Annotated in this window: 12 protein-coding genes; 1 reads left to right on the plus strand and 11 read right to left on the minus strand. The window is 42.3% G+C overall.

All coding sequences use genetic code 11. The features are described 5' to 3' along the window. Positions 1-7: 7 nt before the first annotated feature. The 8 genes from QT327_RS00205 to fucP all read right to left on the minus strand — a co-directional run bounded on the left by QT327_RS00205 (position 8) and on the right by fucP (position 10,609). A complete protein-coding gene (locus tag QT327_RS00205; RefSeq protein ID WP_130858081.1) occupies positions 8-3,184 on the minus strand; it encodes a SusC/RagA family TonB-linked outer membrane protein in 3,177 nt (1,058 codons plus the stop codon). A 452-nt stretch (positions 3,185-3,636) separates the two neighbouring features. Next, positions 3,637-4,428, minus strand: a complete 792-nt coding sequence (locus tag QT327_RS00210; protein ID WP_130858082.1) for an L-fucose dehydrogenase — start codon at positions 4,426-4,428, stop codon at positions 3,637-3,639. Between the two features lie 90 nt (positions 4,429-4,518). Then, the gene (locus QT327_RS00215; protein ID WP_130858083.1) at positions 4,519-5,352 is read right to left on the minus strand and encodes an amidohydrolase family protein; all 834 of its coding nucleotides are present in this window, start codon (positions 5,350-5,352) and stop codon (positions 4,519-4,521) included. Further along, complete coding sequence (locus tag QT327_RS00220; protein WP_130858084.1) at positions 5,339-6,196, minus strand: fumarylacetoacetate hydrolase family protein; 858 nt, start codon at positions 6,194-6,196, stop codon at positions 5,339-5,341. Before QT327_RS00220 ends, QT327_RS00215 begins: the two co-directional genes overlap by 14 nt. 98 nt (positions 6,197-6,294) lie before the next feature. After that, complete coding sequence (locus tag QT327_RS00225; protein WP_130858146.1) at positions 6,295-7,059, minus strand: SDR family NAD(P)-dependent oxidoreductase; 765 nt, start codon at positions 7,057-7,059, stop codon at positions 6,295-6,297. A 70-nt stretch (positions 7,060-7,129) separates the two neighbouring features. Further along, a complete protein-coding gene (locus QT327_RS00230) occupies positions 7,130-8,788 on the minus strand; it encodes a UxaA family hydrolase (protein ID WP_130858085.1) in 1,659 nt (552 codons plus the stop codon). Positions 8,789-8,869: 81 nt separating this feature from the next. Then, positions 8,870-9,199 (minus strand): L-rhamnose mutarotase, encoded by a 330-nt coding sequence (locus QT327_RS00235; protein ID WP_130858086.1) that lies wholly within the window; start codon positions 9,197-9,199, stop codon positions 8,870-8,872. A gap of 159 nt (positions 9,200-9,358) precedes the next feature. Then, positions 9,359-10,609, minus strand: a complete 1,251-nt coding sequence (fucP, locus tag QT327_RS00240; protein WP_130858087.1) for an L-fucose:H+ symporter permease — start codon at positions 10,607-10,609, stop codon at positions 9,359-9,361. 227 nt (positions 10,610-10,836) lie between these two features. Here fucP and QT327_RS00245 point away from each other — a divergent pair, with 227 nt between their 5' ends. Continuing rightward, positions 10,837-11,709, plus strand: coding sequence for an AraC family transcriptional regulator (locus tag QT327_RS00245; protein WP_130858088.1), 873 nt, complete (start codon positions 10,837-10,839; stop codon positions 11,707-11,709). A 199-nt stretch (positions 11,710-11,908) separates the two neighbouring features. Here the strand turns inward: QT327_RS00245 and QT327_RS00250 are convergent, their stop codons facing one another. The 3 genes from QT327_RS00250 to QT327_RS00260 form a co-directional block, all read right to left on the minus strand. Then, positions 11,909-12,760 carry a sugar phosphate isomerase/epimerase family protein gene (locus QT327_RS00250; protein ID WP_130858089.1) on the minus strand — a complete coding sequence of 284 codons (852 nt, stop codon included), beginning with the start codon at positions 12,758-12,760 and terminating at the stop codon, positions 11,909-11,911. Positions 12,761-12,769: 9 nt separating this feature from the next. Beyond that, a complete protein-coding gene (locus QT327_RS00255) occupies positions 12,770-14,152 on the minus strand; it encodes a putative oxidoreductase C-terminal domain-containing protein (protein WP_130858090.1) in 1,383 nt (460 codons plus the stop codon). 246 nt (positions 14,153-14,398) lie between these two features. Then, the gene (locus tag QT327_RS00260; protein WP_130858091.1) at positions 14,399-15,814 is read right to left on the minus strand and encodes a Gfo/Idh/MocA family protein; all 1,416 of its coding nucleotides are present in this window, start codon (positions 15,812-15,814) and stop codon (positions 14,399-14,401) included. Between the last annotated feature and the right edge of the window lie 22 nt (positions 15,815-15,836).

Genomic DNA, 15,836 nt, shown 5'->3' on the forward strand with positions numbered 1-15,836 from the left:
AATAAGATTAGAATGTCACATTAACTCCTACAAATAATGTTCTTGGCATTGGGTAACCAAAACCCGGATTTTCGGGATCTCCCCCTGTAAACCGGTCATCTCCCCAAGTTTTCTTCAGCGTAAACAAGTTTTGACCTGATACGTAAAGTCGAAGTCTGCTTAAGTGCCAAGAATCCATCCACTTTTGAGGGAATGTATAGCCGATATCTAATGTTCGCAACTTGATATAAGATCCGTTTTCAATAAAGTAGGTTGATAACCTTTTTTCTCCATTTGCATCACGCCTAGATAAAGCAGGGATGTCTGAGTCCGGGTTATGAGGTGTCCACGCGTCTAGTATGCGACTGGGATGATTCCGGTCATTCTGAACTCCGATATTCCAGAAATCGCTTAGTTCTTTCCACGTATTACGAACATCATTCCCAAATACGCCTTGAAGGAAAAAGGTTATATCGAAATTTTTGTAACGCGCCTCGAAATTTAAGCCTGCCATTAAATCAGGATCGGTAATCGCAATCCATGTACGATCATAAATTTCGTTAATCACGCCGTCACCATCGAGATCCTTATAGCGAATCCTACCGACCCCTTTTCCTTGCTGTTGTGGCGCATTATCAACTTCTTCCTGGGTTTTGAAAATACCATCGGCTACCAATCCGTATAACGAGTTTAACGGCCGACCAATAATATCATCCGTTAAGCCATTTCCACCATAAGCAAAGCGAACATTTGCTGGTACATCGTGCACTTCATTTTTATAGGCCGAAAAATTCCCTGTGATCGTGTATGAAAAGTCATTTCTTGATTCCCCCCAGCTGAGCAAAAATTCGAAACCTTTGTTGGTCATATTGGCTCCATTCACCCACCGGTAACCTCCTTCTCCCAAGGCTGCAATGTAAGGCGGTTCAAAAAGCATATCCGTGGTCTTTTTGGTAAACCAATCAAAGGACCCCGATAAGCGATTATCAAGAAACGCATAGTCGACCCCTATATTGGTCTGCGTTGTTGTTTCCCATTTGAGGTCAGGATTCCCCAAACTACTCCTTCTGTAACCAGATGGAATATTACCTGAGGGATTCCCGCCTATTGCATAGGAGGTGCCATTCACATCCGGAACATAAATATCGGTGAATCTCCCCGTTAAAACAGGTTGTGAGTTACCATTTTTACCCCAGCTGGCGCGGAGTTTCAAATCTGATAAAAAATCAGCTTGTTTCAAAAATGCTTCATCTTTTAATCTCCATCCCGCTGAAAAAGCCGGGAAGTTACCATATCGATTATTCTCTCCAAAAACGGAGGCGCCATCACGTCTAAAAGTGGCCGACAGCAGATATTTGGATTTATAAGCATAGTTGATTTTTCCAAAGAAGGACAAAATACGCCGTTCGTTTCCCCCTCCCGCGAGGTCCCTTCTTTCTCCCGTAGCAGTAGATAGATAGGCATAAGCTCGGTCTTCCAGCAGAATCCCTTCGCGATATACATTTACACTTTCATTGGTAAATTTATAGGTTTCAATACCTCCTAAGATATCGAAGCGATTGTTATTCAACTCCAAGTTATAGACTAAGGTATTGGTCCAGGTTTGACCGATATCGTGCCAGTTGTTTTGTCTAACCCCATTTAAACTGCTGCTTTTGCCCCCTGCCTCTTCCCACTTCCGCTGGATATTTCGATCATACCACATACTGTAATCGACACCATATTGTGTTTTAAAGTTCAGGTTATCTAATATTTTCACATTAGCATAGGCAGTTCCCAAAACCTTCATAAAATTTCCAATGTTATCTTTATTAAGCATTAGGTCACGGATTGGGTTATTAAAGTCATCCATGCCTAACGGCATAGCTACACCACCCCAAGCTCCGTTGTTATCGTACACCGGAATGTTCGGAGGCATAACTAAAAATTCGTAAGTTCGGCTGACATCCCGAAAACGCAGATGGGTAAGCGTTAAATTTTCGCCGATCGTCACTCGTCCGTTGAGTAATTGGTATTCGTTATTAAAGCGTCCTGCCAAACGTTTAAAATATGAAGTAAGCTGTGTACCTTCGTTGTTATAATAATTCAAAGAAAAGAGGCTAGTCGATTTTTCACCTCCCCCCGTTATTGTCAACTGGTGATTGGTTTGAATCCCCTCCCTCGTCCCTTCCTTAAACCAATTTGTGTTTGATGAAGGCATTGTTTGAGCCGCATTTAACCACGGAATTGGTGTTACACTGTTTAGTACCGGGACACCATTGTTATCATAGTTCCAATCGTAATCATAAATCCGTATCGCAGTAGACGGATCATCCCCATCATTAACAGTAGCTTGCCATAGGCCACGCCCATAACCAACGGCATCGAGCATTTTTGGTACACCGGTAATCTTAGATGTTCCGACATAACCTTCATAGGTGATCTGTGTACCTCCTTTTTGTCCTTTCCTTGTGTTTACCAGAATAACACCCCCAGCTGCACGCGCACCATAAATAGAAGCGGATGACGCGTCTTTCAAGATCTGAATCGATTCAATATCATTAGGATTGATATCCCGAAGATTGATATTTACCGGTTGTCCATCAAGTACGATCAACGCCGGCGCAGAATTGAAGGAAGTAACTCCGCGAACCTGGATACCTACGTTTTCGGCCGGGTTACCATCGGTTGTGATCCGGACGCCCGGAATTTTACCTTGGAGGGATCGCATCACATTGGCGCTGGGTGTTTTCGTAAAATCTGCTCTTTTTATCAAGCTGACAGCTCCTGTTAAATCCGCTTTCTTTTGGGTCATGTAACCAGTTGAAACAACCACCTCTTCGAGTGCTTGCGCATCATCGCTTAAGGTAACCGTATACTCACGAACACTCGTCAACGTTAATTCTAAAACCTCTTTTCCGACATATGTAAATAGCAAATGCGTTGTGTTAATGGGCACATCCATTTCAAAACGTCCCAAGGAATCGGTTTGCGTGCTGGCGGCGATGCCCTTTACGGACACACTAACACCGGCCAACCGTTCCCCCGCTTCATCTAGTACACGACCAATGATTTTTCGGGTTTGCTGACGGGCATGCGCTTCGAAAGTTTGTGCACCGATCAGGTAAATGAGCAATGTGCCTACACATAACGCTCGTATAAAAGGTATAGGCAAAAGAGTCTCTCCTCTACAGCGCCATGCTGCGAGTCGTTGTAAAAAATTCATTAGCATAATGAGTTAAGTTTTCTAATTGGTTCGTTATTCGCTCCTATCGGGCGCAAGCTCAAACTTTCGATAGGAGCTTAACCTGAATTGAATGATTGTTTCATAAGTTTTTCATTAGCTTAATCGATTAAACAAATGTGTTTTAAATATCCCCGTTTCTAATTCTGTTTATCGTAATTTTATTAGCAAGTCTCTCTTTAAACGTTTAAGCAAACTGCTTCTGTGACCGTATCAAGGAGATTAGTAAGAAGAAAAATATTTGGCTTATAATGATACAATATTAAGCTTAATCGGTTAAGCAAGCAAATTTATTGTTCTACAAATTGTATCAATGATTCGTCTATTTGTCTCAAATAGAATAAATAGCAGAGAAGTAATAAAATAGTAAAGGGAGCGGTTAACCACTCCCCAATTACCAATTTCCTCATTTCCTATTTCAGTAAAAGCGATCTTTAAATTCCGGCGCCTACGGCGCGATCGAGATGCACATAACCGCCGTCTACATGGATTAATTGCCCCGTTGTATGGGAAGACTGGGGCGATAATAAAAACACGGCCATGGCTGCAATTTCTTCAGACGTAGTCATTCGATTTTCCAGTGGGATTCTGCTTGTTATTTGTCTAAGCGTTTCCTCTGGATTGTCTAAGGTTTGTATCCAGCTATCATATTGAGGTGTGGCACATTCTGCTACGACGATGGCGTTGACTCGAATATGATAAGGCAATAGTTCGACAGCCCATTCCCGCGTCAGTGCATTCCTTGCTCCATTGGAAGCTGCATAGGCGGATGTTCCTCCCTGTCCGGTTTCGGCCGTTTTTGAGCTAATGTTCAGAATCACCCCTTTATGCTCTTTGAGTGAAGGTAGCGCATAATGCGCCATAAGATAATAATGTACTAAACTATTATGAAGTCCTTTCAAAAACAACTCGTAATTTCCACTCTCTAAACTGACTCCATCGTTCAGTCCGGCATTGTTTACCAGCCCATCAATTCTACCGAACTTCCTTAAGGTCTGCTCCACAGCATTCTTACAGGCCTCTGCTTGGGTTAATTCGGCTTCCACACCGAAAGCCCGTCCACCCTGCGCAATAATTTCATCCACAACGGTATCATTGTCGGGCTTTTTTCTACCAATAATAACCGGTACAGCCCCTTCCTTTGCTAAGGTCACCGCTATACTTCGGCCAATACCTTTCGCTCCCCCTGTTACAATGATGATTTTATCTTTAAGTTTTAAATCCATTTGTTGTAGCTTTGAGCTATCAGCTTTCGGTTTTCAGCTTTCTGCTCAGCGAAATTAGCTGATGGCTGATATCCGATAGCCGACAGCTAATTAAAGTCTGTAAAATTCCTCTGCGTTTTTATACCATATCGCTTCTTGCTCCGCTAATGTTAGCGATCCGAGATGCTTATCTAACAAACTTACAACCTGTTCATATTGGGCCGCCACCAGGCAAACCGGCCAATCGGAACCGAACATAAGTCTGGAAGGGCCAAACGTATCCAAGAGATGATTGATATAAAATGAAAAATCATCCATCTTCCAGTGCTTCCAATTCGCTTCGGTCACCATGCCCGACAGCTTGCAATATAAGTTGTTATGACGCGCTAATAGGGCCATCTCGGTTGCCCAAGGTTCTGTCTTTTTAGCAGCGATGTAAGGCTTAGCTAAGTGATCGATTACAAAGCGTTGTTCACTATCGAAATGCGTAAGGAACTTAATGACAGCAGGTAATTGCTTAGGTTTAACCAATATATCATAACTAAATCCAAATTTGTGCAATGCTGCCACACCTCGGATAAAGGATGGACTCAACATAAAGTGAGGGTCGGGCTCTCCTTGCAAAATATGCCTGAATCCTTTCAATTTGGGAAACAGACTATAATGAGCCAAACGCTCTTCGATATGTGCAGTTTTCAAATCGACCCAGCCCACTACGCCTTTAATGAACGAGAATTGTTTTGCCAGATTCAGCAAAAAGTTAGTCTCCTGTTCAGACTGATCAGCTTGTACAGCTACGCAAGCATCGACTTCATTGGCTTGCAAAAGGCCCTCCAAATCCGTAGGTAAAAAGTCATGCTGGATAGCGGCCATGTCGTCTGTTATCCAAGCATCTTTCACAGCATTATAATTCCAAAAATGTTGATGCGAATCAATGCGCTTCATAAGCTTTTACTACTTGTTTAGAGGTGCCTAGACCTTCAGCTCCCAACTCCACTATATCCCCAGGCTTTAAGTATACGGGTGGATTAAATCCGAGACCCACTCCTGCCGGTGTTCCTGTAGAGATAACATCTCCAGGCAATAAGGTCATAAACTGGCTAATATACGAAACAATGAATGGTACTTTAAAAATTAGATTCTTAGTATTGCCATCTTGAACAACTTTACCATTAACACTGAGCCATAAACGGACATTATTTATATCGCTTATCTCATCTTGGGTCGCCAAAAAAGGACCTATAGGAGCAAAGGTATCGCATCCTTTTCCCTTATCCCATGTTCCGCCGCGCTCTAATTGATATTCTCTTTCAGAGACATCATTATGTAATACATAACCAGCAACATAATCCATGGCTGCTGTCTCTTCTACGTAACTCGCTTTCTTTCCAATGACAATACCAAATTCGACCTCCCAGTCCGTTTTAGTAGAACCTTTCGGTATAACGATCGCATCATTTGGTCCAACCATTGAAGTGGTCGATTTCATAAATATGATGGGTTCGGCAGGAATCTTCGCATTGGTTTCTTCTGCATGATCGCGATAGTTCAAACCAATACAGACAATTTTTGATGGCCTGGCAATCGGGCTGCCCAGTCGCGTTCCTTCGGGGACCTCCACTAAGGTTTCCTTATTTGCCTTTATAAACTCTTCTAAGCGAGCCAATCCATTTTCTTGGAAGAACTGCTCGTTAAAATCACCGCCGAAAGCGGATACATCGTAATTTTTTTCTTCTATCTGTACACCTATTTTTTCACGGCTAGGCTCACCGTAACGGATTAGTTTCATATTATTATTAGCTTTTAGCTTTTAGCTATCAGGCATCGGCCTTCAGCTTTAATTCGTTTTCAATTGGCCGAAAGCTGACTTCTGAAAGCAGAAAGCTGTTAATTATTCAACTTAATAAAGCCTCCATCAATTGGATAGTCATTGCCCGTAATGAAATCAGCTTCGTCAGAACATAGATAAAGTGCTAACGAGGCTATTTCCTCCGGTTTAGCCATCCGTCCAATGGGCTGGCTAGCGGCTAATTTAGCAAACATTTCTTCTTCTTTGCCCGGATAATTTTTAGCAATAAAGCCGTCCACAAAAGGTGTATGTACTCTTGCCGGCGAAATACTATTACAGCGTATCCCATAATCAATATAATCACGAGCAACCGACAATGTCATCGCAGCAATAGCACCTTTGCTCATGGAATAGGCAAATCGATCAGTAATACCAACCTGTGAGGCAATTGATGCCAAATTCAGAATGGCACCCTTTTTTCGCTCTTTCATCAAGGGGATAACACTAAACAAAGCATTATAAGCTCCTTTGACATTCACACTGTAAACACGTTCGAAATCTTCCACTTTACAGTTTTCTAAATTGCCGACATGAGCAATACCGGCATTATTCACCAAAATATCCACCGCTCCGATTCCCTGCACAACCGCTAGCATTTCGCTTTGATCGCTCACATTCACAGCGTGAGAGAAAGCCTTCCCACCGGCTTCCTTAATCTCGTCTCTAACAGCCGAAGCCGCTGACTCATTAAGTTCTAATATATGCACTTCAGCCCCCTGCTTTCCAAACAACAAGCTGATTGCTCTTCCGATACCACTTCCCCCTCCTGTAATAATCGCTTTTTTTCCAGTTAAATCAAACATCATATTTTATTTTTAGCTATCGGCCTTCAGCATTCAGCTTTCAGCCCCTTTATACCTCTCACCTTACACCTTATAAAGACACCCCCCGTCTCCAAGGGATAAAATCGTCTTGCCCTAATTTCACCGCTTTAGGCACTTGTTTCCCACTGGCCACCTCTATTACAAAATCCAAAATTCGTTCGGCAGCCTGCTCGATGGTTTCTGTACCTTCGATGATCGTGCCGCAGTTAATATCGATAATGTCTGGCATCTTTTCGAAGGTCTTTGTATTGGTCGACAACTTAACGACGGGCGCAATTGGATTGCCCGTAGGTGTACCTAAACCCGTCGTGAACAGTACAACATTCGCCCCTGCTGCCACCTCGGCCGTGGTACTCTCTACGTCGTTTCCCGGCGTACACAAAAGGTTCAATCCAGGTGTGTTGGCTAATTCCGGATAATCGATCACCGCTTGCACCGGCGAAGTTCCTCCTTTTTTTGCTGCGCCTGCGGATTTAATCGCATCGGTTATCAGACCATCACGAATATTTCCAGGTGAAGGATTGGCATAAAAACCACTGCCATCTTGCTCTGCCTTCGCATTGTAAGTTTTCATCAATTCCATGAACCGAAGGGCTGTTTCCTCGTCTTTACAGCGATCGCTAAGCTCCTGCTCTACTCCGCAAAGCTCCGGAAATTCGGAAAGTATAACAGATCCGCCTAAGGTTACCAGCATATCGGATAGATAACCAAGCGCAGGATTCGCTGAAATACCGGAAAACCCGTCGGATCCACCGCACTCTAAACCGATACACAGCTTATCTAAACCTGCCGGCCTTCTTTCTTGTTGATTAGCTTGAATCAGACCCGTGAAAGTATGCTTCAAGGCCTCCTGAAGCAGCACACTTTCAGATCCGATTTTCTGTTGCTCAAAAACATATAAGGGTCTATCAAAATGTGGATCACGTTTTGCAATCTCGGCTCTCAAAATACTCGCCTGCGCATGTTGGCAGCCTAAGCTTAGGACGGTGGCACCTGCTACATTAGGATGCGTTATATAACCTGCTAGCAGACCGCACAAAGCATCTGAATCCATGCGCGTTCCACCACAACCCATATCATGATTTAAAAATTTAATGCCATCTACATTCGGAAAAAGCTTGTGATGCCGGTGCGATTCCTTTACATCCCGCAGATCCACCGACAATAACTGCTCGATGGAGGCACCGGTCTTATAGAGCGAGATCAATTGCTCTACTTCCGGTTCATAACTTTTGGCTTTTTTAAAGCCAAGCTTTTCCTCAAAAGCTTCCTTCATTACCAATACGTTCCGATTTTCACAGAAAACTAAGGGGATAACCAACCAATAATTTCCTGTTCCAACTGTTCCGTTGCTACGATGATAGCCAAGAAAGCTACGGTTTGAAAAGCGGGAAACATCCGGTTTATGCCAGTCTAGTTTTCGTTTCCCTAGTTTAAAATCGTTTGCTGCGTGATAAATGTTTTCGGTGGTAATTGCCTCTCCTTTGCCGATTGCTCTATTCGTTTTTCCTACCAGAACGCCGTACATATGTATTTCCTGCTCCGGTGCCATCTCCTCTATCGTGAATTTATGCTTTGCAGCTACCGCGCCAGGTAGCACGAAACTATCACCATTAAAGTGAATTGATTCACCGGCAGGCAGGTCCTGCAACGCCACCAGTACATTATCCGATGGATGTATTTGCAAATATTTTCGTATTGTTGTCATTTCCAGTGATCAGCTGTCAGCCTTGGGCGATCAGCTTTTTGTTTCGATTTATTTTTGCCAATATGCCTATAGCATAAAGCCTTATAATTTAAAAATTTCCTCCATCAACAACCACTTTTCACCTTCTTTTGCTTGTGGCAACGGTTGTTGGTATTTCCACATTAAAGCTTCCCATTCCTGTACTTTCGGATTGTTTGCGTCCATCTCCGCTTTTTTATCAAAGCTAAAATCATCCGTAACCTCCATGATCATAAACAAACGGTTAGCCAATCGGTATATGCGCATATCGATGACTCCCGCTGTTAAAATCGACTCCCTGATCTCAGGCCAAATAGCCCGATGATGCTGCTCATATTCTTTTATTAGATGATCATCTTCTTTGAGATCAAGTGCCAATGCGTATGTTTTCATTTTGCAAAGTCAAAATTCAAAAGTAAAAATTCAAAAGCCTGCCTCCCGGAGGGATGGTAAAAAGGCCCATTCACTCATTCAACGCTCATCATTCCTCACTCATCACTCATCACTATTTAACTACTTCCCTACTCAACCATTTAACTGCTATTGAACTACCTAGATCCTATACCCTTTCCATCCATAGTAAAAGACAACCAAAAAACATATTAACGGAACCAGATAAGCAATTTGTATACTGTTTGCCGCAACGGAGACGAGCCCCATCAACAAAGGAACAACAGCCCCACCAATGATTGACATCACCAAAAAGGAAGAAGCAATCTTTGTTTCTTCACTTGTAAGATTTTGTATACCGAGTGAAAAGATGGTTGGATACATAATGGACATAAAAAAAGGAACGGCAACAAGTGCATACAAAGCCACGGTGCCTGAACTAAACACGGCCACCAACAATAGCAAAGTGCATAACAAACCATAAGCCGCCAATAAACTAGCCGGTTTAATATAACGCATTAAGAAAGTGCCGCTGAAGCGACCTAACATGAAACCAACCATCGCTACTGATCCAAACAAATAGGCCGCATTTTTTTCTCCCATATCGGTCACATGATTAGCATAGCGTATAAAAAAACTACCGACGCCCACTTGTGCACCCACGTAGAAAAATTGGCTGACAACTGCCCATAAAAAATGCTTATGCTTAAATATCTTCAATGAAAAATTCGTCCCAACAGTGTGCGTACCATCCGATTCCTCCTCTTGACTTTCCGGAAGCTTGGTGACAACGAATAAGAGTAAAAGGGCGACTACAATACCGGCGATAACAAGATAGGGTACTTTCACCGTATCGGCTTCCGACTGTAAATACGAATTCAACGACTCGGGGCTCATAGCGGCTAATTTTTCGGGACTATGTTCGATCCCTGAAAGAATGAATCTACCACCTAAAATAGGTGCTACCACGGCGCCCAAACCATTAAACGATTGAGCAAAATTTAGCCGTTGTGTGGCGGTTTCCTTATCACCTAGTACGGCTATATACGGGTTAGCCACCGTTTCCAGAAAGGTTGCCCCTGCTGCAATGACGAAAATAGCCGACAGAAAAAAGATATAGTTCCTTTCAGAGGCCGCAGGAATAACCAGGAGTGCTCCTATCGCGTAAAGAATCAATCCAAGTAAAACTCCCTTTTTATAACCGAACCGTTGCATATATAAACCCGCCGGAATAGCTACTACGAAATAGCTTATGTAAGCAGATGTGTCGATCAATGAAGACTGTAGATCGTCTAAGGCAAAGGCCTTTCTCAAGTGTGGAATTAATATGGGATTTAAGTTATGAAGCAGGGCCCATAGAAAGAACAATGAAGTAACTAAAATGATGGGTATCAGCACACCTTTTTTCGACATAAAATAATATTAGGTTCAGTTTTAATCAAAATAATTTATCCTTATTGGTAAAGCCAACTACAAATTAAGGAATTTCACTTTTTAAATCCCTTGCTCATTTTAGCCAATCATTAAGCTATTTTAGCATATTTGTTTTATATTTGCCTGATTAGCTGACCATACAACTGAATAGATTGGATATTGTTTCGCATTAAGCAGTTGACGTTAATCACCTAATATGTAAAATAATGAAACCTCAATTACTCAAGCTAAGTACGGCACCTACGCAATCTTTCAGCGTCCGCCAGGACTTTGTTCCCTATATTAATAATAGATGGCATTATCATGCGGAGGTAGAACTCATTCATTTTTACCGAGGAAAAGGAACACAGTTTATTGGAGATCAAATCAATCACTTTCATTCAGGGGATATCGTTTTGGTTGGATCTCAGCTACCCCACTATTGGCGATTTGACGATCACTATTTTGATGAGCAAAATGAGGATCGGGCCGATGTTCGAGTCGCTCATTTCAATGAACACTTCTGGGGTCGCGACTTTTTGGAACTTCCCGAAAACATAGCCATTAAGCAGTTGCTCGAAAAGGCACGAAGGGGCATTCAGGTAACAGGGCAAGCTAAACAGAAAGTAAGTACCTTGTTAGAACAAATGCTTCATTCGGAAGGAACCCGACGGATTATTTTATTAATGGAGGCCCTACATGCAATTGCTTCCGATTCCTCTTATCGGTTGATTTCATCCATTGGCTTTCATCCAAACTTGCAAGATGAAGAGAAAAAAAGAATCAACAGCATATTTGACTACACCTTAGCTAACTTTCGTCAAAAGATTAGCTTAGAAGATATATCAGCTATCGCCGGCATTAGTTCTAACTCTTTTTGTAGGTATTTTAAAGCAAAAACAGGTAAAACCTATTCTCGCTTTCTCTTGGAAATCCGCGTTGGCCATGCCTGTAAATTACTGATTGAGAATAAAATGAGTGTCAAACAATTATGTTACGAAAGTGGATTCAACAACTTCGCAAGTTTTCACAAATACTTTAAACAGATAACAGAAAAAAGCCCTTTGGCTTATCAAAAGGCTTTTTTGGAGAAAGCTTAGTTTTGCTGTAGGCAGTAAGCTGTAAGCGGTCGGCTATAGGCTTGTGCTGCTGCTACTACTTAACTACTCTCCTACTTAACTACAAACTAATTAAAGCCATTCATCGCTCATCATTCATAATTCAACACTAATAAAACCCTACTTAACGACTCAACTACTTAACTACTTAACGACTCTCCTACTTAACTACGAGCTCACCTTAACGTGTTCCATCACAGGCACCCCGGAAATAACCAACGGATTCGGCTATACCAGCTAATGGATCTTTCATATCTTTTTCATACTCCAAGCTACAAGAGCCTGTGTAGTTTACTTTTCGTAACATTTTCACATAAGCGGGGATATCAATCACCCCACGCCCCAGCTCGCAGGTTTTACCGTCCTTTGTTGCTGCGGTGACATTTTTTAAATGCATATCAAAAATGCGCTTGCTGTATTTTTGCAGGTCCGCTACCGAATCGCGACCGTCCCGTTTGTTGTGTCCCATATCAAAGCAGATGCCCAATCGTGGATCCAAATTCTTTATCAAATCATAAATTACCGATGCATTTGGGTAAAGCTTATCTTCCGGTCCATGATTGTGAATGGCATAGCGAATGTCATATTCCTTTGTTTTTTCGGCGACATACGCCAGATCTTCATGATTAGGGATACCGATAATTAAGTTTACACCAACCCGTTTAGCATAATCAAAACCTTTATCAATCTCTTCTCTGGTTTTCATATAAATAGGTCCTACCGCGTAACCGGTAACATCAAAGCTTTTCAGTTTCGCATGAAAAGTCGCTATTTGCTCGGCTGTACTATTATATGGTAAATGAAAATCCTTGATGCACAAATAGTGTACATCTACTTTCTTCATCATCTCCAGCGATTGATCTAAGTTAAAATTAACGAAACTATAACCTGCAATTCCAAGTTTGAAAGGTTCGTCTTTCGCATGCGCTCCTCCAAGTGGTTTAGCTTCGACACTATTATATACGCCGTCTACAAGTGTTGCACTTACTGCTCCTATTATACTTTTCTTTAAAAAATTTCTTCTCGGGTTCATTATCTAGATTTATTTCTTCTTGGCCAATTCCAAGGCCTTTGTGGTTACATAATATTTGGCGATCATATTAGGCACTTCCCAGTCGGGCAGTTTACCTTCTTTCAAATAACTTAGGTAGTTACTGGTCACTTGCCCAAAATGCTCCTCGTGATTAGTCTTTAACACTTCCGGTATATTAATCTTATAATAACCTGCTTTCAATTTTTCAGCAGCTACACCGGTGTATTGCTTAGCAATTTGCGCAACCGCTTCCTGTACAATTTTCTCGAAGTCCGCTTGCTCTTCCCCTACTGCTTCCAGATAGAGAACGGGCTTATAATTTTCTTCCTTACCTTGCTTAATGATCAAGTTCGCTTTTGATCCACGCATAATAGAATAGTGGGTATCGCCGGTACCTTCAGGAGCTTCAAAATTCCATTTCACCACCACTTTTGCATGCACATTCTTAATCGTATAGTTAATTTCGCCGTTAGCAAAAACCCCCAACTCGCCTTTCTCATTCATGTTACCTTTCAGCATATCGGGAAACTCTTCTTGCGTTGCTTTCTTGAATTGTGCGGCACCTAACCAGGTTGGCCAACGTTTAGCATTTAACAGCTTAATATCTTTTTTATAATCAATTACCTGTTCCGGAAATCCTTCCCATTGAACTAAATCGACCAAATGCGTAGTCACGTCCACAATACCCTCTCCCTGTTGATTCACATCAAAGAACCATGTAGGGCGGATGAGGGGCTTACCCGATACATTCTTGAAAAAATGATGCACACTTTCTTTGGTTATGGCCGGTTCGTCAAGCGTACCCCTTTGCAATTCGCCAAATAGCGCTGAAATTTGAGAGAACTCTTTTTGCAGGGTAGCTGTAATCTCAAAGCGTTCGGTCATAATATCATAAAGCAAGACCTTCTTCTCTTTAGCTGAGGCAAAAGCTTTTTCCAGTTTCTCAAAACCTGCTACATCGATGGCCATCGGTTTATCGGCCAGCACGTTCAATCCGGCGTCAATAGATTGGGTAATGTAATCTATTTTCTTTTGGTTATTTCCGGCGAGCACTACTACATTACCTTTTTTATCTGCTATCATTTTTTGAAGATAGTCCGTACCGGTATAAACTTCCTCTTTCCAATGAGTTGGATCTTCCATTCGCGTATTATAACTCTCAATTAGAGCTAAGTGCGCTTTTAGATCTTTACCATCTTCCGGTGCGTATACATGCACCACACTGTCAACATTCGGATACATAGACTTTTGCACCAGGGCGGCATGGAAATGTCCGGGATCCAGTGTAATTAAGCGGATGGCATTCGCATCGCTCTCTTGTTTTTCTTTACTCGACTGGTTATTACAGGCAACCATTGCTCCACCCAGTAGCAGCAGTCCCGCAGCCTTCATAAATTTGTTTTTAAACATTTGAATTTCCTATTTTAGCAAGTATTTGTTTTTCCTTTTAAAGCGTCGCGCTTTTTGCTTTTGAATTATTGATGCTTTGTTAGTTTTTTAAGGTATCAATGAGCCCTTCGGGGTTATTGATGCTTTGTTAGTTTTTTAAGGTATCAATGAGCCCTTCGGCATTTTTACCATCCCTCCGGGAGGCAGGCTTTTGAATTTTTAATTTTGAATTTTTACTTCTGAATTTATTCACCCTTTCACATAATTAGTTCCATAAGGAAAACGCTGCGGTCTAGCGAAGGTTGCATTCGCCTTTTCGTCACCAATAAAACGTTCTGTTTTATTATCCCAGGTTAACTTCTTGCCCAGTTTCATGGCTGTGTGTGCCACGATACAAGCCGAGCCAACACGTTGCGCCACCTCTACCGGGCTAATTGTCTCTTTACCATTTTTAATGCATTCGAGCCAATTGGTATGTTGTTCAGGACTTTCATAAAGATGTATCTCATTAGGTCCTATTTTCGAAGTTAATATTTTTTTGTCACTTGCGTAGAAAGCTTTATTTTCTTCACCGCTGGCGGAAGCGGTAGGATCGGTGGCGGTAACACCAACGTTTCCACGGGAAACGAAAATCCACCCATCCGTCCCTTCGAAACGAACCCCATTCGGAAAAGTATCACGCACTTCCACTTGCACCTTATTGGGATAAAGCGCATGAATCTCATATTTACCATGTACGTCCCACAGACCACTTGTCGGAAACTCCGCCTTTCCCTCAACTTCAAGTGGACCTCCGAGTTCCTGGTCCATGCCCCAATGTGCTATATCGAAGTGATGAACGCCCCAACCGGTAATCATGCCGGCACAGAACTGCTCGCAGCGCAACCAGCCCGGCCGTTCGCCGTCAATTTCCGTTTGAGAATGGACGCGATCTTTGGTATAATATACATAAGGAGTCGATCCCAACCACTTGTCATAATCTAAATTTGGGGGAACCGGCATTTGCGCTGTGTTGCCTCCGGCAGGATCGATGGGCAATCCGATTTGGATTCGCTTAAGTTCACCGATACGGCCATTTCTAACTAATTCGCAGGTCCGTTTAAATTGAGGCCAAGGGTTCATGGACCGTTGTTGCGTTCCAAGTTGAAAGACTACCCCTGATTTTTTCACCGCATCGGCCATGGTTCTACCTTCGGCAATGGTTAAAGCCGTTGGCTTCTGTAAATAAATATGTTTACCTGCCAGCGCGGCTTCCATAGCCGGTTGTGCATGCCAGTGATCGGGAGTACTAATGACAACAGCATCTATATCCTTTGCAGCAATTAAGTCTTTGTAATCATCATAGGTCTTTACATCAATAGATTTTCCAAATTTGTCCGTATGCTTCTTTTCTATCCAGGCTTTACCTTGCTTCAGTCGATTGCTATCAAAATCAGCAACAGCCACTACATGTACATAATCATGTTTCATTACTTCCGGCAGATCATGCGTCATACCTATTCTACCAAAGCCTATTTGGCCTATATGAATGCGATTACTAGGCGCATTTTTTCCAAAAACAGAAGCTGGTACAATTGTTGGAAACGCCGTTGCTGCAAGTAATACAGCAGAACCTTTCGCCGATTTTTTAATGAATGAACGACGGTTTAATTGGTTTTTGTTCATATCTTATCATATTTAGTTCTAT

This window comes from Olivibacter sp. 47 (assembly GCF_030372825.1).
GTDB lineage: Bacteria > Bacteroidota > Bacteroidia > Sphingobacteriales > Sphingobacteriaceae > Olivibacter > Olivibacter oleidegradans.